The organism is Chryseobacterium gossypii, assembly GCF_041361455.1.
Classification (GTDB): Bacteria; Bacteroidota; Bacteroidia; order Flavobacteriales; family Weeksellaceae; genus Chryseobacterium; species Chryseobacterium gossypii.
This window is the reverse complement of record NZ_JBGCUR010000002.1, coordinates 151,364-176,241: the sequence shown is the minus strand read 5'-3', so window position 1 is coordinate 176,241 and position 24,878 is coordinate 151,364. Positions and strand designations below refer to the sequence as shown.

Sequence of the window (24,878 nt, the reverse complement as noted above, 5' to 3'; positions counted from 1 at the left end):
GGTATGGACCAGCTGAATTTATTTAATGCGGATGAGTTTTACCGGTTTCCGGAAGAGTTACTGGAATATACCGAGCATTTTTTGCCGGAAAAGGAAGCTACCGGGCTTAAGGAGCTTTTAATGAAAACAGTTCCCTGGCAGCAGACTTCCCGGAAAATGTATGATAAAATGGTGCTCACCCCGCGCCTGACTGCCTGGTATGGAGATGCGGGAAAATCTTATCAGCTGGGGGGAAGCCGTATGAAGATCAATCCCTGGTCCCCTGAACTGCTGGAGCTGAAACATTCCATAGAAGAGGCTTCCGGCTATAGTTTCAATTCGGTGTTGCTTAACCTGTATAGGGACAGTAATGATTCGGTGGCCTGGCACCGGGATAAGGAAAATGAATTAGGCATCAGGCCGGTAATTGCTTCTGTAAGCCTGGGACAGGTACGGAATTTTGACTTCCGGAAAGCGGATGACCACCGGCAGAGGTATACTTTGCCTTTAGCCCATGGCTCCTTGCTGATCATGAAAGGTGATCTGCAATTGCATTGGGAACACCGGATCGCCAAATCTGCAAAACCGATGCAGCCGCGTATCAATCTCACTTTCCGTTTGATCCGGGAACTCTGAGCTATTTTTTCTGTAATAATCCTTCAAGTTCCGATAAAAAAGACGCCTGTGCTGGGTTAATACGTAATCTTGCTTCTTCAGGATCGAACCATTCCCACCGGTCTATTTCCGGTATTTCCATTAATTTTCCAGATTTTGGCGGCCATTCTATCTGTATGGTATTGCTGTAAAGCCGGGAAGTCTCAATATCTCCTTCTACAGCCCAGCAATAAACGGTTTTCCCGCCTTTTTGCCTGACGGGGGACAGCTCAATAAATTCTCCCGTTACGGCTTGTCCGGTTTCTTCAGCAAATTCAGTTATGGCACGTTCCAGCGGATTCTCACCATCCATAATCTCGCCTTTGGGGATAGACCAGGCCCCGATGTCCTTATTTTTCCAGAACGGGCCGGCAGGGTGTACAAGAAAATAGGAGAGATGATCCTTATTTCTGAATAATAAAATTCCGGCGCTTTTTTTCATGATTTAAATCTTAATCCATGATAAAGGTAATCATTATATTCTTCCGGACCTTCGGGATAACGTTAGAAAAACAGTAACTGCAGCTAAGCAAACTATGCCCATTGTAGCCAGCTTTAAAGGTTTTGAAGGGGTAGGGAGAAGTGTCCTCCCATGAATGCCCATATTACCTTTGGAGGGTTTCAGTACATTTCCTGCCGTATCGGAATCTTTATTGGCAACCTTCATGACCGTTCTCATCATTGCGGAGGAGACAGAACGGATAACTCCGGGGAAGATTCCGTAGAGGCTTTTAAAAGTAATGGAAAACCAATCCGGATAAATAGCGTCTTCGGGGTTTTTGGCCACTTTTACCATGGCTTCAGCCAGCTCATGAGGATCGAAAGATGGAGGAGGAGTGCTAAGCCTTATCCCAGAGTAATTGGCTGCATGCTCTATCCCCGAAGATTTCTGAAATCCCGGATACAATGCGCAGATATGAATATCGGGAAAATCAGAAACTTCTCCCTGGAGGGTTTCCACCATTCCCCGGATTCCATATTTAGATGCAGTATAAGCCGTTCCGTAAGGAGCCGGCATCCAGCCCCCGATGGAGATATTGTTGATCAGAACACCTTTTTTCTGTTTTTTGAAAACCGGCAAAACTGCATGGGCGGAATGAATGTAACCAAGCAGATTGGTTTTAATGATCTGGTCTACAACCTCCACAGGGGTTTCTTCAAATTTTCCAAAGGACAGAACCCCTGCATTATTGATCCAGTAGTCAATCCGGTTATTCAGTTTTAAGGCTTCTCCGGCAAGATGGTACACATCTTCTGCAACAGAAGTATCTGTAGGTACGGCTATTGCCATCACTCCTTCTTTTCTGCATAGCTCCACCGTTTCCTGCAGGGCCGTTTCACCCCGTGAGGCAAGAACCAGATGGGCGCCCTCTCTGGCAAATGCTTGTGCGGCCGCTTTGCCTATGCCACTGGAGGCTCCGGTAATAACGACCGTTTTACCTGTAAGTGATGAGGTTTTATTTTGATTTTTCATGTATTGAATTTACGGCTTAATTACTTGTTTTATTGTGACTCTACTCATAAAACAACGTTTATTTTCATGCTAATTTTGTTAAGATCAAGGAAATAACAAGCTATGAAACCTAAACAGATTTACGGGGTTCCGGAACAGAAACATGGAGGATTTCACGATACTGAAAGCGAAAAGGAGTTTGAAAATCCTTCCGTTGCCACTCAGAAGTTTGCAGTTTTAAAAGAACGCTTCTTTTCGGTCAACAATTGGGTGCAATATTGCGGGGAAGGCTCTGCCGACTTTAAGCTTTATGACTCAAACGGGAATCGTATCGATCGTACCCCCGAAATCGGAGATTTCATGAGAATTGATATTCCGGGACCCGGAACGGCAGAATCCAAAGGCTACGACTGGGTAAAAGTTATCAACATTTCTCATAAGGATATGAATGACTCTGAAGTGATACTGATGAGCTGCAGGCCTTCTACAGATCCGTGCAGAAAAGAAAATCATCATATTGCCCATTTTTATTCAGATAAGGCAACCTCCACCTTTATGATCTCCAGGAACGGAAACTCTGTGAAAGCCGCCATTTACGGTCGGAATGAAACCCCGAATTTTAACGCAACCTTCATAGATAAGATCAGAAATATAATGATAGCGGTCGGGGGAATGATGAGGATTTCTAAAATACAATGGAAATGTCTTTCAGACGGACTTCTGAATTTTGAGTAATCCTTTAAAAGGGCCTATTTAAAGATGTATCATCTCCCTGAAAGGCATTGTAATTACTGCTAATCAAACAGGCGGATATCGCGTAATACGCTGAAAGTACCTACACCTGTTCCACGGCGCCAGCTATAACGGGAGTCGGAATAAAATCCATAATTTGTGCAGTTTAAGCTTAGCCTATGCCCTTTATAGTATTCTTGTCTGATAGTTGAAATGCCTAAAGTGCATGACCCGAAAATCGAAAGAGCTTTTGTGTATCTATTCTTAGTCTTCCAGCGTTTTCTGGACAAAATCCAGCCAATTTTCCTCAGAAACAGTACGGTCTATATAATAGTCCGGCTGAATGCCTACGTTATCAACTGTCATTTCAGGGATTCTGTAGCTTTTCGACATGCAATACCAAAACTCAAAATTACCGTCAGGAGAATCAACTTCAGTCTGATTCGAGATATCGAGTGCCCCCAGCGTAGTGGTACCAAACAGCTTCACTTTTCTGCTTTGTTTTGCTGTCAGTAAAAACTGTTCCGCAGAGCTGGCATTGGCTTCGTTAATGATAATAGCAACATTTACGGGATTGGGCATAATTTTATCCAGTTCTTTCACTGATACTTCCTGATCTGTCAGAGAAACATATTTACCCAGGTTTTGATTTAATTTCTCATAAAACTTTTTGTAAAAATCCCGGTTTTCCTGTGACAGGTTCGGATTTTGGGCATACTTTAATATAGCTTCATTATTCAGTTTAGTGGAGTAAAAAGCAACGCCCACAGTTCTGATGGGATTGGTGTACAATAATGGGATAATATTTTTATAAGAGCTGTCCCCGCCACCGCCGTTATTACGGATATCAATGATGAGATTTTTAGAGCCTGTGATGGAAGTGAGATTTGAGCTTATAATACTGTCAATATTCTTTTTATATTCCAAATCAAAGCTGGGTATCCTTAGATAATTTGTCTGTGCAGACAATTTTTGGAAATAAGGCTGGTTCTGGGTAAGGAATGTGATATAGTTTTCAATATTTTTACTGTCAGGGAAATGTGTGGACTCCCTTCGTAAGTTAATGGACCTGTTGATTCTGATGAAATTATTTCCAATAAGTTCTATAGAAACATGATCCAGTTTAGTAAAATCTCTCATCCAATAATCACAAGTTTTCCCATCAGATGCAATTTTTAATTTAACCTGATTTTTTTTCCAGCCCGTATTCGGAGCATCTAAAATAAATCCTGTGTAATTCTCTTTGGTTTTTATGATTCCGATCTTATAAGTACCGGTGCTCCATATTCCTTCGAGTCCCGGTACAGATAAGGAATTAATGTGCTTTAGAAATCTTTTTTCGTCAATATTAAAAAATTCCGGAGGGTTGCTCGTTTTAGTTTCATTATTATTCTGATTTTTTATAGCAACTCCAAAGTGTTCTTTTCTAAAAAATTTTAGCCATTTTATTAGTTCTTGCTGGCATTCGGGAACTGTACGGATATTTTTTACACTCAAAAACGTTTTCTGATTATGTGCCTCGTAAGCATCTTTCCCTTTTTGATCAATAATATACTGAAATCCAGCATCATTATCTTCAAACGTCTTTTTTACCCATTGATAGTTCTCTTCACAATTACAGTGCTGGGCTTCCAGAGTTACCGGGATCAGCATTATTAAAAATGTAAATAAGCAGATTTTTTTCATTACATTAAACATGGCTGGCATAATTATTTAGTTGTCTGAAAAAATTTATCAAATATCCAAAATATTCACAATATTAATCATGTTGAATCCATATTTTTATTATAATTTTAATATAGCCGGTTAAGCCAGCCAAATTGTCTGGTTACACTCTGGCTGTAGTAAAGATGGAGATAGCGGTGCAGACTAAGTCTTACGATATTTTGTTTGATTTAAGAGCTTATGAGGAAGATGAATCTCCGTTCTGATTCCTGAATGATTGCCTGAATTCCAGAGGGGAAAGCCGGGTTTTCGCTTTGAACAAGCGGCTAAATGATGGCAAATGCTCAAATCCCAGTTCGTAAGCGATCTCGCTTATTGACAGATCAGTGGTAGATATTCTTTCTTTAGCCCTTTCGATCAGCTTTTCGTGAATATAATGCTGAGTGTTTTGTCCGGTATGCATTCTTAGCAGGGTGCTTAAATACTTTGGGGAGATATGGAGCAGCTCAGCAATGTTATGTACACTTGGTAGTCCGTTTGTTGCCGTTTGTCCGCTGATCAGGTAGTCATTCAGTACTTTTTCCAGGCGATCAAGCACTTTGTGGCTGGCTTTTTCGCGTGTTAAGAACTGGCGGCTATAGAACCGGTCGGTATAGTTGAGAAGGCTTTCCAGCTGTGATATAATGATTGGCTTGCTGAATTTGTCAATATCAGCATGGATTTCCCGGTGGATATTTTGGATAATACCTGCGATTAGCTCTTCTTCTTTTTCAGAAAGAAACAGGGATTCGTTCACAGCATAATCCCAAAACTCATACTTTTTTATACTATGGGCTAATGGAGTATTCCAAAGGAAATCGGGATGGATGATCAAATGCCATCCCGACTGCCTGACTTCTGCGTCTTTTTCAACAACAAGGGTTGATACCTGACCAGGCGACACGAAAGCCATAATCCCTTTATTAAAATCATAAGGTTGCTGTCCATATTTCAGTTTGAGTTCTTCGGTGCCATTAACCCGCTTCAGCGCTATGTAATAAAAGTCGCAAAAGGAAGTAAAGGTGTCACCACGATGCATCTTTACGGTTGAATCTATTTTAATTACATTGATAAGCGGGTGTTGAGGCTTTGGCAATTGCCAGGCCAGGCACCATTCAGTTATGGTTTTATAATGCACCATTTATTTAATCTTCCTTACGAATTTCCAACACGACTTTTCCGCGAACATGCTTCGACTCGCTATCGCGATGTGCCTCAGCTGCCTGTTGCCAGGGATAAATCTTACTGATAACAGGCTTCATCTTGCCTGAGTCGATCAATTTGGCCACTTCAGTGAAACAATGCCGGTGATGAATATCGGCACCAGCCATAAAAACCGTGGCTTTTTTCCTGCTCAAAAGTTCCTTAAACTCCTCATTGGGCCATACCCCATGCGTACATACAAAGATGCCTCCTTCTTTTAAAACCGGAACCGATCTTAAACGTAAAGCTTCATCAACAGTTGTGGTAGGGGTGGCATTAAATACAACATCAATATTGCTTAGAATATCTTCAAATTTCTGTGTGTTATAGTCAATCACTTCGTCAGCGCCCAACGTTTTTAAAAAATCAGCATTATGTGCCGATGCTGTCCCGATAACATATGCGCCACAGGCTTTGGCAATTTGTAATGCCAGATTGCCGATACCACCCGCTGCACCATGAACCAGGACGCTCTGACCCGGTTGCACCTTTGCCTTTTCTACTATACCATTATAAGCCATACGTGCGCAGGCAGGTAATGCAGCCGCCTGATTAAAGGATAGTGTATGTGGCATTAAAGCAAACAGGTCTGCTTTGGTCGCGAGATATTCAGTATAACTGCCATCCAGATAATTAGGGACACCATACACGCGGTCACCTTTTTTAAATTCCGTTACCTGGCTTCCGACTTCTTCTACAATTCCTGCCGCATCAATGCCTAACCCCATCGGCAGTTTCAGCAACGGCTTTAAACCTTCATTTCCTCCCCGGCGTATAATATAATCGGCCGGGTTGATGCTGGCAGCGTATACTTTTACCAGGATCTCATCCGCTTTGGGGACAGGGCGTTCAACTTCTACAATTTTCATCACTTCAGGTTCGCCGAATTCATAAATTCTGATTGCTTTCATTGTTCTATCTTTTTATGCAAAGATCTGCATCAAATAAGTATTAAATTTAACCGAAATTCCCTTTAATTTAACCAAAGTGATGACTTGCTGTATTATTGCCTTGTCATATTGCGGCATCATTCGGAACTCCATTATCAGCTTTTTTAGCCCATTATTATTAATGATTTGTCCATAAATAATTGATTTTGAATGAGTACTAAAATAAATAAAATATCTTAAAAAATTTAAAAAGATGTATAATATCAAAATAGGGTGATTTATTTATAGTGTATATCCGAACGTTCTTGTATCCGTTTTACTGAACCCGTTGCCGTTGCTATTGAACTTTTATCACATTTTTTATATATCAACTTTTCTTTATACTTCAAGGTTCAATATGATCATTATTATTGGTAATATACATACTGCCTGAATCCCCGGTAGAGATTCTGGCCACTAATTTTCCGTGGATTTCGGTGTAAAGGAATAGAAACAGATGAACCGGTACCGGAACCTAGCTATTGGAAGATAGTTTGCACGGTTATTGCATCTTCAGATATTACCGCTATTCAATTAATATATTCAAACCATGAAAATTGCTACCTACAACGTTAATGGAATTAATGCAAGACTTCCTGTGCTGCTGCGCTGGCTTGACGAGGCCCGGCCTGATATAGTCTGTCTCCAGGAGTTAAAAGCACCTCAGGACAGGTTTCCTTTAAAAGAAATCAATGAAGCAGGTTATCAGGCGGTATGGCACGGGCAAAAAAGCTGGAATGGTGTGGCCATACTTACAAAAAATCTGGATATTATTGAAGTGCAGAGGACTTTGCCTGGTGATGATGAAGATCTGCAAAGCCGGTATCTTGAATCAATTATAGATCAGATGGTGGTTTGCTGCCTGTATCTTCCTAATGGGAATCCGTATCCGGGGCCTAAATTTGATTATAAAATGAAATGGATCAACCGGTTCAGGCAAAGAGCTGATCAGTTGCTACAACTGGAATTGCCGGCAATACTTATCGGTGATTTTAATATTATTCCCACTCCCAGAGACGTCCACAAACCCGAACGATGGGTAAATGATGCCCTGTTCCGGACCGAAGTAAGAAAAGCGTTTGAAGATTTAACGGCCGAAGGTTGGGTAGATTCGCTCCGGACCTTGTTTCCGGACGAGGAAAAGCTTTACACCTTTTGGGATTACCTGTATAGGGCCTATGACCGAAATGCCGGAATACGGCTGGATCACATTTTATTAAGCCCTGCTGTTGCCGGCAGACTAAGGGCTGCCGGGGTGGACAAGCATGTCCGGGGGTGGGAAAAGAGCAGTGACCATGCCCCTGTATGGATTGAACTGGAAAAATAATATATTTGAATGAGAAGATTTTGGAATATTCCGGTGACAAATATGAAGAATCTTTGTTTTCAGAAGCCTAAGCAATGAAGGCCGCACCGTAAATGCTTTTCCGGCAATGCCATACGAACCCGGCTTGTTGTCTGAAGCTTATCCAGGCAATTTACATCAGCTTTCAGCTAAACATTTGTCTAAACGCAGTGGAGACAGTTTTGTTTTTATCCAGCTCATTTACGCTTGAAATCTTGCGTGCGAATATCCGGGCAAAAAAATCATAATTTTCCATAATCATATTTTAGTTGAAATTGATTTAAATATTATCAGAATTAAGTAAATTGAGCATAAGAATATGTACTGCATGATTTTACAGAAAATTAGTCTGGCTGTTTTTACGGTTTTAAATATCGCTGTCATGGCACAAGGCGGAAAGCGGATGGAGAAGCTTATCCGCGATGAGTTTCAGTTGGCCGGAAAACAATATAAATACCTGATGAAAGCCATTCCGGAAAACAAGATGCCACAATCTTTTGATGCCTCCACGGGAAAAGTTATCAGCAAAGATATCACCTGGTGGTGTTCCGGGTTTTATTCCGGTGCCTTATGGCTGATTTATGAACAGACCGGAGACCCGGAGATCAGGAAAGAGGCGGAGAAGACGCTTGCTGTGATAGAGCCTAATAAAACATATACCAGGGACCATGATCTGGGTTTTATGATGTTTACCAGTTTCGGAAATGCATACAGAATCACCAAAAATCCAAGGTACAAAGAAGTTATCCTGACATCGGCAGAATCTCTTTCCACGCGTTTCAAGCCTGGAATGCAGGCCATCCTTTCCTGGGATAAAATGGCGGATTTTAAAGGGCCTGTGATCATTGATAATATGATGAACCTGGAGATGCTGAACTGGGCTTCACAGAACGGAGGGAGTAAAAAGCTGGGTGAAATGGCCGTTGCCCATGCCAATACTACGATGAAAAATCATTTCCGTCCCGATTACAGCTCCTACCATGTAATAGATTATGATACAGAAACAGGCAGGGTACTGGGCAGAAAAACGTTTCAGGGATATTCAGATGCTTCTGCCTGGGCGAGGGGACAGGCCTGGGGGTTGTATGGATATGTCATGATGTATCGGTTTACCAGGGATGAAAAATACCTGGATCAGGCCAGGCATATTGCAGGGTTTATCCTGGATAATCCTTCTATGCCCGAAGATAAGGTTCCGTATTGGGATTTTAATGATCCCGGCATTCCCAATGTTCCGCGGGATGCTTCGGCTGCAGCCGTTACGGCTTCCGCATTACTGGAGCTGGGACAATATACCCGGGGAACTGAAAAGAAAAAATACTTAGAAGTGGCACGTCAGATGCTGGTAAGCTTATCCGGAAACCAATACCAGGCTATACCGGGTGAAAACGGAGGTTTCCTGCTGAAACACAGTACGGGAGGGCTTCCCCTTCATTCGGAAATCGATGTTCCCCTGATCTATGCTGATTATTATTTTCTGGAGGCACTGAAAAGATATAAGGACTGGTACCTGTAAAAAAAATTAAAATGAAAAATATTTTACAGGAGTATGATAATGACCAGAATATTTTATCGACCCTGCTGTTGCCAGCAGACTAAAGGCTGCCGGGGTGGACAAGCATGTCCGGGGGTGGGAAAAGAGCAGTGACCATGCCCCTGTATGGATTGAACTGGAAAAATAATATATTTGAATCCTACTCGGATACAATTGGTATTGAAAGTTAAGTACCTTTACATTATGTATGATACCGCAGGTATCCCTTAACAAAAGAATATGGAAATCACCAATATAGGATCCTTCCTTGAATATTATGAAAAAATAAGGCAGCGTACCAATCGTCTGATTTCGGTAATTTCTCCGGAACATATGGACTGGGCCTATAAAACCGGAAAATTTACCATTGCAGATCATATACGCCACATTGCAGCCATTGAACGCTATATGTTTGCTGAGACCATTTTGGGCAACCCCTGTACCTACAACGGATGTGGCAGGGAACTGGCGGACGGATATGAGAATATACTGAAATATTTCAGTGAAAAGCATGAAGAATCTTTGAATATTTTCAGAAACTTAAGCAATGAAGATCTGCATCGAAAATGCCTTACTCCCGGGAATGCTCCGATTACGGTATGGAAGTGGCTGAGGGCCATGACCGAGCACGAAATCCATCACAGGGCACAGCTTTATCTTTACCTGAACCTGCTGGAGGTAAAAACACCACCTATGTTCGGGTTAAGCTCAGAAGAAATTATTCAGAATAGTCGGTAACAGAACCTCTCATAAACCGGTTTTAGTTTCTAAATATCCATCAGATTCAGGTCAAAAAGGCAGCCTTCCCAGAGAATGCTCGGAATGATCATCGGCGAATGGTACAAGCTGAATAATTGAATTGTAAATGTGAGGCCTTATCTCCTGTTCAGCCGGATCCTCTCCTCAATGGCTCGCCAGTCGTAAATATGGAAAACTTTACCATTGCTCATAGCTACGAATATCCCTTTCGGAAACCTGGGTCCCAGATTGATGTTCGTTACTTCAGACCCGTCGCTTTCCCTGGTGGAAACAGGGATTTCAGCAATCCTTCCTGTGGAAGGGTTTTCTCTCAGATATACATTAAAGGTATCTTTCTGCTGATTTGAAACCAGGATATATCCGGTGTCCAGGGAAGTGGGATAAATGGAAATGCCCTCCACATCCGATTTAAAATCACCTTGGCCAAAGACCAGAAGTTCTTCATTACCTTTGGCCGGATCAGCATAATACTGATGTACCCCGAACCGTTCATCAGAATAGTAAATATAGCCCATTTCATCATCTACGGCAATACTTTCTATTTCTTTCAGCCCGCTGTATTTTCCAAACTTTCTGACAACCTCACCGGCCATTTTACCGTTCTTTTCCACGAGCCTGTATTGCCACAGATAGCCCTCTTTCGGCCCTGATTTTCTTCCCACGATCACAAAAGTTTCGGCCGTTTGAGGATTTTTATAAATTGAAATTCCCATGGGGGCGCGTTCAGCTTCACCATCAAAAACGGAAAACTCACCGATCTCTTTCAGCTCAGGAAGAGAATAAAGCTTTACTTTATTGGTTTCTCTTTCCGTAACAGCAGCAAAATCCGTCTTTTTACCTTTAAAAAGAAATCCATATTCTATATCTACATTATTGGGTCGTTTCAGGCCGGATACCTTATGCCGGATTTTTCCATTCAGATCGAAGGCATACAAACCTCCGTCTGAATCTTTGTCTGTTCCTACGATGATGCTCTTCGAGGCATCTTCAGGATTGATCCAGATAGCAGGATCATCAGTATCATACATTACGGCTTCTGTGATAACAGCCGGCTCTATTTTTTTTCCTAACCGGTTTTGTCCTGTACAATGTATCAGCAGTGATAAAGCTGAAAAGACGGTTATATGATTTATTTTTTTCATGAAATTATATCAGTCTCTATCATTAAAAATCAAACTTCAGGCCTAAAGTAAACCTTTGCCTGTAATATTCAACCTGGGCGGTTCTGCTTTCAATTCCCTGGTAATATCTTAACGGCTGGTTGGTCAGATTATTAGCCTCTGCAAAAACCCTGAGCTGACTTGTAATTTTAAATGAGGCGTTGGCATCAAGGAAAAGCTGCTTATCATAATACCGGTCTTCAAATGAGTTTCCGCCAAGCTCGTCAATATAATGAGAAGCGTAGTTCATTGAAACCCTTGCCGAAAAACGCTTGTTTTCCCATGACAGCGATCCGTTGAACATATGAGGTGCGGCTCCCGGCAGTCCTACATCCGTTCTTTCAACACCATCCTCATTGGTGATCCCTTTCGCTTTTGATTTGGTATAGGTATAGTTTACATATACTCCCAGGCCTTTCCAGAAGGCTCCCGGGATAAAGTCAAGCTGTCTTTGTAAGGCAAGCTCGAAGCCATAAATACCCACATTATCTCCGTTACGTTGCTGTGTGAATCTCCAGTTATTTTCTCCCACCGGAATAGGATTGGACTGTCCTGCAAAATCTGTATTAAAATCCGCTGCGGAATAGTTTTTTCTGGAATAGGTATAAATAAAATCCTTAAGATTCTTATAAAATACACCCCCTGAAAGAATACCCACAGATTTAAAGTATTTCTCTGCCATAAAATCAAAATTATAGGCATAGGTGGCTTTAAGATTCGGATTTCCGGCGGAAATCTCCTCATCTCCTGAGATCACGCTCAGATAAGGGACCAGTGCGTAATAGTTGGGGCGTGCCAGTGCCGTGGTAAATGCTGCACGCAATACCAGGTTCTGTACAGGCACGTATTTGAATGAGATATTCGGAAGAATATTGGTGTAGGTATTGGTGTTATTGATCTGGCCTACCAGATCTTCCTCGTCCATAATATAATTTCCGGTATAATCTATTCTTGTTGTCTCGATTCTGGCACCGGCAATCATTGATAGCCGGTCATTGAAATCCTGATCCCACCGGATGTATCCGGCATAGATCTGTTCTTTGGCACTGTAGTTCCCTGAAAGAAACTCCTCAGGCTTAAGTGCTCCATTAAACAGGCTCGGATTGAACAGATCCAGGCTGCCCATATAAGCGGCGCTGGCAAATGTCCCCGGGACGTAATTCCCCGGCTGGAAATTGTGTCCGTTAAAATAAACGGTAGGAACAGACAATAAGCTTCCCATATCGCTTACCGGTTCAAATTCATAGTAATCATTATTCCTTTCCTTCTCTTTCAGACGGAGACGGGCTCCTACCCGGAGTCTTCCTTTCTGATCCTCGATGACAGACAGAGGGAAACGTAAATTCACTTTTGCCCCGAATTCTTTTTCCTGAGTAAAGCTGTTGGCATCCGAAAGGTCGCTTAGCTCATAATCTCCTGGATTATCAGGAGTGATGGGGCTGACCATCGGCTTTCTGGGATTACTGAAATCGGTGGCGAATGTCAGATCTTCATTTTCAAATTCAATATATCGTTCATGAGGCTTCTTTTCACTTGCCGTAGCATAGTTCATAGACCAGTCAAGATCTATTTTGGAACCCAGAACGTGCTCGCCCCTCAATGCATAATTCTGTACTTTCTGTCTTTCAAGACGGGTATTGTCATTATCGGCATCACCACCTTTATTCTGCCTGGTTATGCTGCCTTCCCATCCTGTGATCGCTGTTTCGTCATCATTATAAACCGGATCGATCTTGTATCCGAGTGCATATCTGTTTTCCTTATCATTCCTGAAATTGTACATTGCGGAAGCATAGATCTTATTTTTTGAATTGAATTCATAATCCAGATTCAGGTCAAAGCTGTGCCTGATACGGTGTTCATTGTAATAACGTATACCCATTTTACTTACATAAGCCGTTTGTGCGGCATCATCGGCAAGGCTCCAGGTGGGTTCGATATTGTCTGAGCCAAAATGGTTATTATTATAAGAAAAGCTGAAGACGGCACCAAGCTTTTTATTCAGGAAACGGTCGGCATACACCAATCCGGCGGTATGATTTCCTTTTTCCCGTATCGGGCTGTAGCCTCCTGCTAACGTTGCAGAAATCCTTTGTCCGTTAGGGGAGGCCCTGGTAATGAGGTTTACAGAGCCACCAATGGCATCGGCATCCATATCGGGAGTTAATGTTTTATTGACCTCTATAGAAGAGATCATATCCGAGGGGATAAGGTCCATCTGTACATTCCTGTTGTCACCTTCGGCGGACGGGATCCTGTCTCCGTTTAATGTTACAGAGTTCAGGTTTGGTGCAAGTCCTCTGATGATCAGATTTCTGGCTTCCCCCTGGTCATTCTGTATTGTAATTCCCGGCACCCGCTTCAAAGCATCCCCGATATTGGCATCCGGGAAGCGTCCGATCTGATCAGAAGAGATCACATTAGTGATGTTGGGATTGCTTTTTTGTTTATTGAGTGCTCTGGCCTGGTTTTTCAACGAGGCTCCGGTTACCACTACCTCTTCAATAGCGGTTTCCTTTCTGGCGAATATGATGTTCTGCCTTGTATTTTTATCAGACTCTACCAGTACACTGTATTCATGGGTACCATAGCCGAGGTAGTCCACCTTCATGGTATAGTTTCCTGCGGGAACATTTAAAAAAATGAAATTTCCGCGTTCATCAGAAGTAGTATAAATATTTCCCGGTGTCAGGGAAATTCTGGCTCCCGGTAATGCGATTTTGGAATCGTCATTGATGTTTCCGGAAACAGTACCGGTCTGGGCATAAAAGTAAATAGATGCGCAAAATAAAACAGATGTAAAAATTTTTTTCACTTTCCTTATATATTTCAGACAAAAATAGATTTCGATATAGGAAAAGGCTTGAATTGAAAATTAAGCTTGTTTTAAAGATTCGTTAACGATAAGGTTTTATAGTAGCATCAAATAAAAATATCCACGGTAATACCGTGGATATTTTTATAAATATATAATTATATTTAAGAATTAGTTTTTACTAATCCATAACCCATAGTGGCAGGTTCTTTACCGAACAGACAAGAGAAAATGTTCTGAAATTCATGGATGTACTTACATTTGATAGAGTTACCATAAATTTTCAAGCCTTCTACAATTTTTCTTGAGCTCAGATCGATATCATACTTTATGAAAGATTCCGGTCTTTCATAACGAATCCTCTGATCAGAGCTGTATGTTCTTAAGAAACCAAATTTTTCAAGCCATTCCTCTGTGATCTTTATAGGCTTGATGGAATCTGCCGGAACGGAAACACTACGAACATCATTTTCAATTCTTACAAAATAATCTTTTTCATCATGTTGGAATATTTCAGTAATAGTGAAAATCTGATTCTTATATTCCACTAAATTATTAATTTTTAGATCTGCAACGTTCATAATATTTTGTGTGTTAAGGTTATTAAAGCTTAGTATAATGAGTAGGTGTATTGGTAGATTTAAATTTGCAAATATTATGCCTTACGTGGTGAATTTTATAAATAAAATTAATTATTTTCAATTATTGGGATCAATAATAAAAATTACAGATCAATTACCCTTAAAGGTATTAACCCGCGTGGTAGCCGTGCGGGCAGAAAACAGCAAGGCTGAAAGAACAGAAACAATAAGAACAAGAATAAAAAAGTTCCACGAAGTGGCATGAAGCAGGTATCCGGTTCCGCTTCCTAAAATGCTTGATCCGAAATAGTAGAATAACCAGTAAATAGACGTAGCGGAAGATTTTCCTTCCCTGGCGTGCAGGGCCGTCATCTGGCTTGCCATGGTATGGGCAGCGAAGAAGGAAAGAGTTACGATTCCCAGACCTGAAATGACAATGAAAAGGCTTTCTGAAAACAACAACACGATTCCTATGAGCATAAGCAGGATACTTCCTTTCAGAAGAAGGCTTTTTTCAAACCTTCTGGACAGCCTTCCCACGATCATGGTACCAAAAACCCCGAAGATATACATCAGGAAAATAAATGCGATAAGAAAATGATTCAATGAGAATGGAGCAGTCTCCAGGCGGAAGGTAAGGTAATTATAAATACTTACAAAAACTCCCATCAGCAATGCTGCTATACAGTATAGCCGGAGCAAATAGGTGTCCGTCAGTAATCTTTTCATCTGCTTTATTTTCATGGAGTAATCCGTCTTCTGCGGATTGAAGAACCGTGAGCCGGGAAACAGTTTCCAGAATACCAGCCCTAGAATCAGGCTTTCCGTGCCGATAATGAGAACGGCGTTCCTCCAGCCTAGTTCCCCGGCAAGAATGATCGCGAAAATTCTTCCGCTCATTCCGCCGATGGTATTTCCGCTGAGGTACATGCTGATCGCTAATGCAACAACAGTATTGTGAACTTCTTCGGTAAGGTAGGCCAGGGCTACGGCAGAAACACCGGAAATGACAAAACCTTTTATAATACCGATGGCAATGAGCAGGGGAAGGCTGGGGATCCACGCCGAAATTATGGTAAGCAATGCTGACGAAAGTAATGAAAAGACCATAAGGCTTTTTCTTGAATAGCTGTCCGCCTTAAAGGCAAAAAAAAGCAGACCGGCTGCCATGCCAATAGTGGCCGACGATACAAGTAAGGAACTATCCCCAACTGTTGTTTTGAAATGTTCCGCAACCGCAGGCAGCAATGGCTGAAACAGGTAAAGCTGGGCAAATACCGAAAGACCCGAAAAAAAGATGCATAGCCTGATACGTTTAAACCGGCGGCTGTCTTTTCCTGTCTTTTCTGTATTCATATCTTTTGCATTTAAATTCTGGAATATTGAGCAGACACTTTGCAGGCAAAGTTCAGAATAAATTTTCATTTGAAACCCGGTAAAGAGATGATATTTATTGTTTTTTAGAAGTTTTTCTACGCTTTTTGTAGTAATATTTCTATATGATGTCATTTTAATTCTACATGAATTGTTTTTTCCGTACCCTTTATAATGATACTTTTGTCACAAGATTTAAAAATGCATTGGTCATCAGGATCTCTTAATGATCAATGCCAGGCGATTGATTCTAAAAAGTGCAAATGTTAAGGCTGAAATTATTTGGTTCCCATTGAGATTTTTTCAGCCTTACTTACCAACAGAAAACGGAAGTTCTGCTATAATGGCCAGATAGAAAAATACTGATGGCGTATTGAAAGATATAATTTAATTGTTAATAATTAAATTCTTGTTTTTATGTTAAAGACCGGAAATTGTAATAATTTCCGGTTTTTTTATTAAGATGAAGATTAAGTGATTGGGTTAGAAAAAGCTTGTAATATTACCCTGGATTATTACAATAAAACCCCTCATTGCTGAGAGGTAAATAAAAATTGACTATATATTGAATGCAAATTCAATCGGGCTATTGGTGGTGCTTCAGCCATTCAAGGCGGCGCAGATCAGGAAGATGTTTCACTGAGAAATTTTCAAAAGTTGCCTGGAAACCATTGCCATCCGGGCAGGCTGCCATAAGACCTACCATAACAGGAGTATTGTCTTGCAGGTGTGCATTTCGCATCATGATATAGTTTTTATCATCGAAAGAATAAAAAATTTCAACAGCATCCAGCCTCCTTACAGCTTTTATCCATACTTCGGAAGGAGTTTTTCCAGGCTGATCATACTCCAGTCACTGGTATGATGGGTTACAACCGTGCTTAAATTGTATTTTCCGTCTACAAATTCAATTCCGGCTTTTATATAATTTTCCTTGTCCACCCTCAGCATCAATCCCATCTGATCAAATCTGGCCTTATAGTTACCTTTGATTTTAACCTTGGCTTCAAACTCTCCGCCGTATGTGCTGTAATAAAACGGGGCATCATCCACTGTAAAACCATAATGTGAGATCCTCCAGTAATCACTCTGTGGCGTAACAAACATGGATAAGGAATTGTTTCTGATCTCCCATTTTTCAGGTTCATTAAACCAGTTCATCTTTTCCAGAGTCTGTGCAAAGCTTTCAGTGAGAAAAAATAACAGGCAAAGGCTCAAAATTTTATTCATTACGGCTATGGGTTTTGCTGCTTATAAATCATTATTTTAGCATAACAAAAGTATAATTTTGAGAAAGATCCATCAATACTTATAAATAACCATTTTTTATGGAAATAGTAGAAACGCTGAATAAAACATTGCTGAATGGAAAACCGGATCCGGATAAGGAATGCCTGCTCGATATTAACGCCTATAAGCAGATGGCTTTAATGTATTCCAGAGTAGAAAATGCCATTTCTGTATTAAGTGATATGCAGGCCGATAAAAGCTACGTGTATTCTTCCGGCGCCGCTTTGGCTTTAGGACTGGACTTCAGGGAGCTCCCTGTAGAAATAGACTCTATCTGGGAAGAAGATATACTGAAAAAAATACACCCTGATGATAAACTGAAAAAATATATCCACGAGCTTCGTTTCTTTAAACTGCTGGAATCGGCAAATTTTGCGCAATATCCCGAATACAGTGTTTTATCCAGGCTACGGATGAAAGATAAGAATGCCAGGTACAGACCGGTGCAGCACAGGATGTTCTATGTATATTCTCCATTCAATAAAAAATTAAGATTCGCACTTTGCTTATATAACCTGGCGATTGATGAGCCGTTACACAGGCCGTCGGAGTTCCTGATTGTTAATTCCGTAACGGGAGAAGTGATAGAAGATGATAAGCTCAACTACAGGAATATTTTATCAAAAAGGGAAATGGAAATATTGAGGCTCGTAGGAGAGGGACATACAAGCAAAGAAATTGCAGATCTGCTTTCCATAAGTATTAATACAGTAAGCCGGCACCGTCAGAACATCCTTGAAAAGCTGAATGTGAAAAATTCTATTACAGCCTTTAACAGTGGAATCCTGAAATAATATTAAATATTTTCGGAAGAATGATATGGTAAGCTGTCCAGGGTTATTTAAAAGGCTCCGGAGCTGTAACAGTATAGAATTTTGGACCCTGTTTCAACAAAATCAGCACTTAGATTTTCCTGTTCTTTAAAATTTTCATATATTCATATTAGCTAAACTTAACAGAAGTGATGAAAATTTTCACAAAAAAGTAAACGAAATATATGAAGAATTTATTTTTTTTAATCTCTAACATGGAAAATATTCCAGATATCATAAATTTTAAATGAGATAAAAGCCTTCCGTGGAATTAGTCATATATTTGTTACTCTAAACAGCTAAACTAAATTAAGGATGAATATTGACTTTACGAAAGCAACTTTTAAGGATTTTGAGAATATCCCGGGGTACGATATGATGGAACGTGCTAATGTTTATTATGATTTTCTGGATTACATGAAATCAAACGGGCACCGTTACAGACTGAGAAATAATACAGGATGTAGCTCTGTGATGAATGTTGGCACGGAAGATGCAACACAGGATTATATAAGTTTTGTCACCAGTGATTATCTGGGCTTTACTCAGCATCCGAAAGTGAAGCAGGCCGCGATTGAAGGAATAGAGAAATTTGGTACAGGAACGGCGGCAACTCCGCTTATCGGAGGATACTATCTGTATCATAACAATCTGGAGGAAAAAATAGCTTCTTTTTTCGGTAGGAATGAAGAAGAAGCCGTGGTTTTTACTACAGGATATACGGCAAATAGTGCAACATTGCAGATCCTGCTTCAGAAAGAAGACATTGCCATTGTAGATATGGCGGTACATGCAAGCGTTTATGAGGGATGTATTCTTACCAACAGAAAGACATTTCCGCATAACAACCTTGAAGCTCTGGAAAATATTTTAAAAACGTCAGAGCATCAGTACCGTACCAAGCTGGTGGTTATAGACGGGGTATATTCTCAGGACGGAGATATCGCGCCGATAGAAGAGATTTATAAGTTGGTGAAAAAATATAATGCATATCTAATGATCGATGATGTGCATGGGGTAGGGATCTTAGGAAAGACCGGGAGAGGAACGATAGAAGATACAGGACTGTTGGATAAAATAGACATCATAACCGGAACCTTTAGTAAGACTTTCGGAAATTTAGGGGGCTATGTGATCGCAGATAAAAAGCTGGCTACATTTATCAGATTCCAGTCTCGCCAGCAGATATTCTCTGCAACAGCGCCTCCCTCTTCAATGGGGATCATTAAGGCTATTGAATTGATTGATGAAGAACCGCAGTGGCGTGCTAAACTGTGGGATAATATAAACTATTTCAAAAAAGGATTGGATGATCTTGGATTGGAGACCGGAACTACATGTTCTGCTATCGTTCCGGTAAAAATTGGTGATCCTCATGTAACAGGTGACGTAGGAAAGCTACTTATTGACAGAGGAATATATACCAATCCTATTATTTATCCGGCAGTAGCCAGAAAAGATGCACGGATCAGGATGAGTATAATGGCCACACATGAGAAGGAACATCTTGATAAAACCCTCAATGCGTTTGAGGATATCAATAAAAAATTGCATATTGCAAAAAAATAAATGACAAATGCCAAGAAAAGTTGTACAAGGTCCTATCAGGGATAAAGAGAAAACAAAACAAAAACTGCTTGCAGCAGTAGGAAAAATTTTAAGAACAAAAGGTTATTCAGGGCTGAAGGTGAGCAAGATAGCCGCCGTGGCAGGTTTTGATAAAAAACTTATCTATGAGTATTTCGGAAGTACCGAAAAACTCATAGATGAGTATATTAAATCCCAGGATTACTGGAGTAAGATGAATCAGGATAACCTCCATGTCGATTTATCTGATGGCGGGAAGGAACTTTCTAAGGTAGCCATTCTTAATCAGTTTGAACAAATAAAGAAAAATAAGGAGCTTCAGAAAATTATTCTTTGGGGCCTTTCTGAAAGCAAACCTATTCTGAAAAAGGTTGCAGATGAAAGAGAAGAAATAGGGGAGCTGCTTTTTACCAATATTGTGGATCCGCACTTCAAGGAAAGAGCCACCAGATACCGTGCTATTGCCGCTCTTCTGGTTTCAGGAGCATATTATCTGAATCTTTATACAGGCTATAATGCAAGCAAATTCTGTGGCATAGATCTTAAAACCGATGAAGGAAGAAAAGAAATTGAAAAAGCTATTGTTGAGATCATTGATTTTGCTTACGAAAAATAATTGCCAGATATTTTCTGTTGCCGGAAAGGAATGAGTTTTTGTTGAAAACTTGAAAACCTAAAACTTTTAAATTAAAACTTTATTTCTTACTTTTGGCCAATGGAAAATTTTATTGTATCTGCAAGAAAGTACCGTCCACAGGAATTTGATACTGTTGTCGGCCAATTCCATATTACGGATACTTTAGAACATGCTATTGGAGAGAATCAGCTGGCACAGGCGCTGCTTTTTTGCGGCCCCCGTGGCGTTGGTAAAACTACTTGCGCAAGAATCCTGGCAAGAAAGATCAATGAAAAAGATGGTTCTGTCTCAGAAGATGGCTTTGCTTACAACATCTATGAATTAGATGCTGCATCAAACAACTCAGTGGATGACATCAGGGAGTTGATTGATCAGGTGCGCTTTGCACCGCAGGTAGGCAAATACAAAGTATATATCATAGATGAGGTTCATATGCTGTCTTCTGCTGCCTTCAATGCCTTCCTTAAAACACTGGAAGAACCTCCCGCACATGCTATCTTTATTCTGGCTACTACGGAGAAGCACAAAATCATCCCTACGATATTATCCCGTTGCCAGATTTATGATTTTAAAAGGATCACTATTGAAGATATTCAGGGACACCTGAGGAATATAGCCCAAAAAGAGAATATTCAGTATGAGGATGATGCTTTATATCTCATTGCACAGAAAGCGGACGGCGCATTGAGGGATGCCCTCTCCATTTTCGACAGGCTTTCCACATTTTCCCAAAAGAATATCACCTTGGCCAAAGCGGCTGAAGTATTGAACATTCTGGATTATGACCAATACCTGAATGTAGTGGATCTGGCCAAAGAGAATAAAATTCCCGAAGTGCTTTCTGCCTTTAATGAAATTGTAAAAAGAGGCTTTGATCCCCATATTTTCATTGCGGGATTGGGAAACCATTTCCGGGATCTTATGATGGCCCAGAATCCTTCTACCATGGATCTGATAGAAGTAGGGGAAAAGACAAAAGTAAAATTTGTTGAGCAAAGCCAGAAATGGAATGCCCAGCAGCTCATAGATGCCATTGAGATCTGTAATCATGCCGATATCAACTATAAGAACTCTAAAAATCCGAGGCTTACGGTAGAAATTGCTTTGATGCAATTAGCTTCTCTTACCGCTAATACAGACGTTTCTAAAAAAAAAAGTTTATAATATTAGCGCCCTTTCCAGATAGCGGACAGGGATTAAAGCTTCCTGAAAAACCGCAGGTAAAGGAAGAAAAGATTGAACAGGTAGTCATTGTAGAACAGACTCAGGAGATTACTGTCAGAAAGACATCCAGGCCACTTACAAAGCAGGTCATCTCTTCCGGTTTCAGCATCACATCCTTTATAAACAGAGAAGATAAACCCGAAGAAGAAGAAAACGTTACCGTCAAACCGGAAAACCTTCCACAAAACCACTTTACCGAAACAGATCTGCAGATGGAATGGAATCTGTTTTTAAAACAGCTCCAATCCAGGGATACCTTTGTTTTTAATGCCATTAAGGCATTTAAACTGGAAAAGGCAGACGAAAATGTTGTACGGGTTTTATACCCTTCCGATTCGGCTAAGGCTGAATTTGACAAAGTAAGCGGAGAATTTTTCAACCATTTTAAAAGAAAGGTTCATAACTATGCCATCGAAGTGGAATATAAAAGAGACTTCGAAAACCTGAAGATAGAAGTAATGACCAAAAGAAAAATATTTGAAAAATTCATTGAAAAAAATCCCTTACTTAAAGATCTTGATGATCTGATGAAATTTGATTTGTCATAATTTTTTATATATTTGTCAGATATTTTCTGCTTAAAAGTTTCAAAACAAGCAAAAAAGTACGTGTAAAAGCCATAAATAAAGAGCTCGGAGAAAAATGGAAATAATGTTGAATCCATATCGATCTGTAAAAAACCGTTTCGGTTTTGCTCCCGCTAATTTTTTTAGCGGTTATTACGGCTTTTTGTTTTACTCCGGAAGATTCAGAAGTTATTACCGATTTTACTGGTATTGCTAGCTGATTCTTCTTCAAAAAATACAGGAAAATTATTCACATCCCGAATTCCTGGTTCCATAAATGATTTTAACGATATTTTTTGAAAAGAATTATAAAGTAATTTTATAATTGAATAAACTATTGACGTAATTTTAAAAAAATAAAACAAGAATAATGAATTTAAAAGACCTAAAAAACGAGTGGATCAATGAATTTCCCCAGCCGCTGATGATTGCGGGCCCGTGCAGTGCGGAAAGTGAAGCCCAGATGCTGGAAACAGCCAGAAGAATAAAAGAAACCGGAGCACAGGTGCCTATTTTCCGTGCGGGAATCTGGAAACCCCGTACAAAACCGAACGGTTTTGAAGGAGTGGGAGTGATTGGGCTTAACTGGCTGAAAAAAGTGAAAGAGGAATATGGTTTCAAAACCGCTACAGAAGTAGCCAATGCCCATCACGTTTTTGCAGCTCTGGAGGCTGATGTGGATATTCTCTGGATCGGTGCCAGATCTACAGTAAACCCCTTTACGGTGCAGGAAATTGCAATGGCGCTGAGAGGTGTGGATAAGCCGGTTCTCGTTAAGAATCCTGTAAATCCGGATTTAGCTTTATGGATTGGAGCTTTGGAAAGACTCGCGGGACAGGATATAAAAAAGCTTGGGGTCATCCACAGGGGATTCTCTACTTATCAGAAAACAAAATACAGGAATAATCCTAACTGGCAGATCGCCCTGGATTTTAAAAGCCAGTTCCCTAATATTCCGATGCTGATAGATCCTTCACATATTTGCGGGAACAGAACAGGGCTTGCGGATATTACCCAGGAAGGATTGAATGTAGGCTATCAGGGAGCGATCATTGAAACCCATTCTAATCCGGATGAAGCTTGGAGCGATGCGTCACAGCAGATCACTCCTGAAGTTCTGGCAGAGCTGATCTCGAACCTGAAAATAAGGAATACGGAGCTGGTAGGTTTTGATGAAGAGATGGGAAGATACAGGACCCTGATCTCCGATATCGATTTTCAGCTGATTGAACTGCTGTCTCAGAGGATGAAAGTGTCGGCAAAAATAGGAAAGCTTAAAAAAGAAAATGATGTAGCCATTTTTCAGCCTGAACGCTGGAAGATCATCACGGAATACGCTGTCCAGAAAGCTAAAGAAACGGGAATGTCCCAGGATTTTATCGAAAAAGTTTTCAAAGCTATCCATGAAGAATCCATTGAGGTGCAGAACAGCATCATGATCGACAGATAAAATAACGGGGCTTAGAAAATAGACTGCGAGGATTAATATAATCTTCGGGTCTGGATACTAAGCCCTAATTCCTTATATTTGCAACCAGCAAAGTATATGAAAGGAAAAATCATCAAATCTACGGGAAGCTGGTACCAGGTTTTGGAATTGGAAACTGGTAAAATTTTCGAGGCCCGGATCCGGGGTAAGTTTAAACTGATTAAAACCAGGCTTACCAATCCGCTTGCTGTGGGTGATTTTGTGGAATTTCAGCTGGAAAAAGACGATATTGCATGGATCACTAAAATTGAACCCCGAAAAAATTATCTGATCCGGAAATCCGTTAACCTTTCTAAAGAAGCACACATCATTGCTTCCAACATAGATCTGGCATGCTTTATCTTTACGCTTAAATATCCGGAAACCTCTCTGGGCTTTTTAGACAGATTTCTGGCATGCTGTGAGGCGTACAACATTACACCGCTTGTCCTGTTTAATAAGATGGACGTTCTGAATGGAGAAGAAATTGAAGTGGTAAAAGATATTGAATTTCTTTACCGGGAAATAGGGTATGATACGCTGGAGATTTCTTCCTATTCCAGGCTAAATCTGGATATCCTGCAGGAAACACTGCAAAACAAAACCTCAGTTTTTTTTGGTCACTCGGGCTGTGGTAAATCTACATTGGTGAATGCGTTACAGCCTGGGCTGAATCTGAAGACCTCGGAAATCTCAGACACTCATCTGAAAGGAAAACACACCACCACTTTTGCCCAGATGCATTTCTGGGACTTTGGGGGAAATGTAATCGATACTCCGGGAGTACGCGAATTTGCCATGATCGATATAGAGAAGGAAGAAGTACAACATTATTTTCCCGAGATCTTTAAAAAAAGGGAGGAATGTAAATTTCACAACTGTCTTCATATCAATGAGCCCAAATGTGCCGTAATTGCTGCTTTGGATACCGGCGAGATTTTCCATTCCAGATATGCTACTTATATTAAGCTGATGGAAGAAGCGGATGAAGCATCCCAAAAATAGTCACTACCTTTAATAATCACATTTTTTTAGCATATTGCTTTATTTTTTCTGTCACGGGGACGGAAAA

At 40.6% G+C, this 24,878-nt stretch carries 22 protein-coding genes and 1 pseudogene; 12 read left to right on the top strand and 11 right to left on the bottom strand.

From position 1 onward, the window contains the following. Positions 1-3 precede the first annotated feature (3 nt). Positions 4-615: an alpha-ketoglutarate-dependent dioxygenase AlkB family protein gene (locus tag ABMQ40_RS03160; RefSeq protein WP_370896458.1), complete on the top strand. Its 612-nt coding sequence runs from the start codon at positions 4-6 to the stop codon at positions 613-615. Between the two features lies 1 nt (position 616). Here ABMQ40_RS03160 and ABMQ40_RS03155 read toward each other — a convergent pair whose 3' ends face one another. Together ABMQ40_RS03155 and ABMQ40_RS03150 are read right to left on the bottom strand one after the other, a co-directional pair. After that, positions 617-1,075: an NUDIX hydrolase gene (locus ABMQ40_RS03155; RefSeq protein WP_370896456.1), complete on the bottom strand. Its 459-nt coding sequence runs from the start codon at positions 1,073-1,075 to the stop codon at positions 617-619. Between the two features lie 33 nt (positions 1,076-1,108). Next, positions 1,109-2,107: an SDR family oxidoreductase gene (locus ABMQ40_RS03150; RefSeq protein ID WP_370896454.1), complete on the bottom strand. Its 999-nt coding sequence runs from the start codon at positions 2,105-2,107 to the stop codon at positions 1,109-1,111. A gap of 102 nt (positions 2,108-2,209) precedes the next feature. Here ABMQ40_RS03150 and ABMQ40_RS03145 point away from each other — a divergent pair, with 102 nt between their 5' ends. Further along, positions 2,210-2,821, top strand: a complete 612-nt coding sequence (locus ABMQ40_RS03145; protein ID WP_370896452.1) for a hypothetical protein — start codon at positions 2,210-2,212, stop codon at positions 2,819-2,821. Between the two features lie 261 nt (positions 2,822-3,082). On the opposite strand, the gene ABMQ40_RS03140 is transcribed toward ABMQ40_RS03145, so the two are convergent. The 3 genes from ABMQ40_RS03140 to ABMQ40_RS03130 all read right to left on the bottom strand — a co-directional run bounded on the left by ABMQ40_RS03140 (position 3,083) and on the right by ABMQ40_RS03130 (position 6,636). Further along, on the bottom strand, positions 3,083-4,471 hold the full coding sequence (locus tag ABMQ40_RS03140; protein ID WP_370896450.1) for a S41 family peptidase: 1,389 nt from the start codon (positions 4,469-4,471) through the stop codon (positions 3,083-3,085). Positions 4,472-4,721: 250 nt separating this feature from the next. Further along, positions 4,722-5,663, bottom strand: coding sequence for a helix-turn-helix domain-containing protein (locus tag ABMQ40_RS03135; protein ID WP_370896448.1), 942 nt, complete (start codon positions 5,661-5,663; stop codon positions 4,722-4,724). A 4-nt stretch (positions 5,664-5,667) separates the two neighbouring features. After that, the gene (locus ABMQ40_RS03130) at positions 5,668-6,636 is read right to left on the bottom strand and encodes an NADP-dependent oxidoreductase (RefSeq protein WP_370896446.1); all 969 of its coding nucleotides are present in this window, start codon (positions 6,634-6,636) and stop codon (positions 5,668-5,670) included. A gap of 568 nt (positions 6,637-7,204) precedes the next feature. Here ABMQ40_RS03130 and xth point away from each other — a divergent pair. The 3 genes from xth to ABMQ40_RS03115 all read left to right on the top strand — a co-directional run bounded on the left by xth (position 7,205) and on the right by ABMQ40_RS03115 (position 10,271). Next, positions 7,205-7,981 (top strand): exodeoxyribonuclease III, encoded by a 777-nt coding sequence (gene xth / locus ABMQ40_RS03125; protein ID WP_370896444.1) that lies wholly within the window; start codon positions 7,205-7,207, stop codon positions 7,979-7,981. Between the two features lie 346 nt (positions 7,982-8,327). Continuing rightward, on the top strand, positions 8,328-9,515 hold the full coding sequence (locus ABMQ40_RS03120) for a glycoside hydrolase family 88 protein (protein WP_370896442.1): 1,188 nt from the start codon (positions 8,328-8,330) through the stop codon (positions 9,513-9,515). Between the two features lie 258 nt (positions 9,516-9,773). Next, on the top strand, positions 9,774-10,271 hold the full coding sequence (locus ABMQ40_RS03115; RefSeq protein ID WP_370896440.1) for a DinB family protein: 498 nt from the start codon (positions 9,774-9,776) through the stop codon (positions 10,269-10,271). A gap of 137 nt (positions 10,272-10,408) precedes the next feature. On the opposite strand, the gene ABMQ40_RS03110 is transcribed toward ABMQ40_RS03115, so the two are convergent. From ABMQ40_RS03110 to ABMQ40_RS03090, 5 genes and pseudogenes are all read right to left on the bottom strand, one after another. Then, positions 10,409-11,434: a phytase gene (locus ABMQ40_RS03110; RefSeq protein ID WP_370896438.1), complete on the bottom strand. Its 1,026-nt coding sequence runs from the start codon at positions 11,432-11,434 to the stop codon at positions 10,409-10,411. A gap of 22 nt (positions 11,435-11,456) precedes the next feature. Beyond that, on the bottom strand, positions 11,457-14,267 hold the full coding sequence (locus tag ABMQ40_RS03105) for a TonB-dependent receptor (protein WP_370896436.1): 2,811 nt from the start codon (positions 14,265-14,267) through the stop codon (positions 11,457-11,459). 164 nt (positions 14,268-14,431) lie between these two features. Beyond that, a complete protein-coding gene (locus ABMQ40_RS03100) occupies positions 14,432-14,848 on the bottom strand; it encodes a hypothetical protein (protein WP_370896434.1) in 417 nt (138 codons plus the stop codon). 150 nt (positions 14,849-14,998) lie between these two features. After that, entirely contained in the window at positions 14,999-16,204 is a 1,206-nt protein-coding gene (locus tag ABMQ40_RS03095) for an MFS transporter (RefSeq protein WP_370896432.1), read from the bottom strand. 604 nt (positions 16,205-16,808) lie between these two features. Then, a pseudogene (locus ABMQ40_RS03090) lies at positions 16,809-17,452 on the bottom strand (DUF1349 domain-containing protein). Between the two features lie 98 nt (positions 17,453-17,550). On the opposite strand from ABMQ40_RS03090, the gene ABMQ40_RS03085 reads away from it, so the two are divergent. The 4 genes from ABMQ40_RS03085 to dnaX all read left to right on the top strand — a co-directional run bounded on the left by ABMQ40_RS03085 (position 17,551) and on the right by dnaX (position 21,712). Continuing rightward, complete coding sequence (locus ABMQ40_RS03085; protein WP_370896430.1) at positions 17,551-18,306, top strand: response regulator transcription factor; 756 nt, start codon at positions 17,551-17,553, stop codon at positions 18,304-18,306. Between the two features lie 333 nt (positions 18,307-18,639). Next, positions 18,640-19,893: an aminotransferase class I/II-fold pyridoxal phosphate-dependent enzyme gene (locus ABMQ40_RS03080; RefSeq protein WP_370896428.1), complete on the top strand. Its 1,254-nt coding sequence runs from the start codon at positions 18,640-18,642 to the stop codon at positions 19,891-19,893. Positions 19,894-19,900: 7 nt separating this feature from the next. After that, positions 19,901-20,527 carry a TetR/AcrR family transcriptional regulator gene (locus ABMQ40_RS03075; RefSeq protein ID WP_370896426.1) on the top strand — a complete coding sequence of 209 codons (627 nt, stop codon included), beginning with the start codon at positions 19,901-19,903 and terminating at the stop codon, positions 20,525-20,527. Positions 20,528-20,626: 99 nt separating this feature from the next. Continuing rightward, positions 20,627-21,712 (top strand): DNA polymerase III subunit gamma/tau, encoded by a 1,086-nt coding sequence (dnaX, locus tag ABMQ40_RS03070; RefSeq protein WP_370896424.1) that lies wholly within the window; start codon positions 20,627-20,629, stop codon positions 21,710-21,712. A 32-nt stretch (positions 21,713-21,744) separates the two neighbouring features. Here the strand turns inward: dnaX and ABMQ40_RS03065 are convergent, their stop codons facing one another. Then, a complete protein-coding gene (locus ABMQ40_RS03065) occupies positions 21,745-21,957 on the bottom strand; it encodes a hypothetical protein (protein ID WP_370896422.1) in 213 nt (70 codons plus the stop codon). 27 nt (positions 21,958-21,984) lie between these two features. Between ABMQ40_RS03065 and ABMQ40_RS03060 the strand changes: the two genes are divergently transcribed. The 3 genes from ABMQ40_RS03060 to rsgA all read left to right on the top strand — a co-directional run bounded on the left by ABMQ40_RS03060 (position 21,985) and on the right by rsgA (position 24,811). Beyond that, a complete protein-coding gene (locus ABMQ40_RS03060) occupies positions 21,985-22,320 on the top strand; it encodes a DUF8439 domain-containing protein (protein ID WP_370896420.1) in 336 nt (111 codons plus the stop codon). A 388-nt stretch (positions 22,321-22,708) separates the two neighbouring features. Then, on the top strand, positions 22,709-23,788 hold the full coding sequence (locus ABMQ40_RS03055) for a chorismate mutase (protein WP_370896418.1): 1,080 nt from the start codon (positions 22,709-22,711) through the stop codon (positions 23,786-23,788). Positions 23,789-23,884: 96 nt separating this feature from the next. Next, complete coding sequence (gene rsgA, locus ABMQ40_RS03050) at positions 23,885-24,811, top strand: ribosome small subunit-dependent GTPase A (protein ID WP_370896416.1); 927 nt, start codon at positions 23,885-23,887, stop codon at positions 24,809-24,811. Positions 24,812-24,878 lie beyond the last annotated feature (67 nt).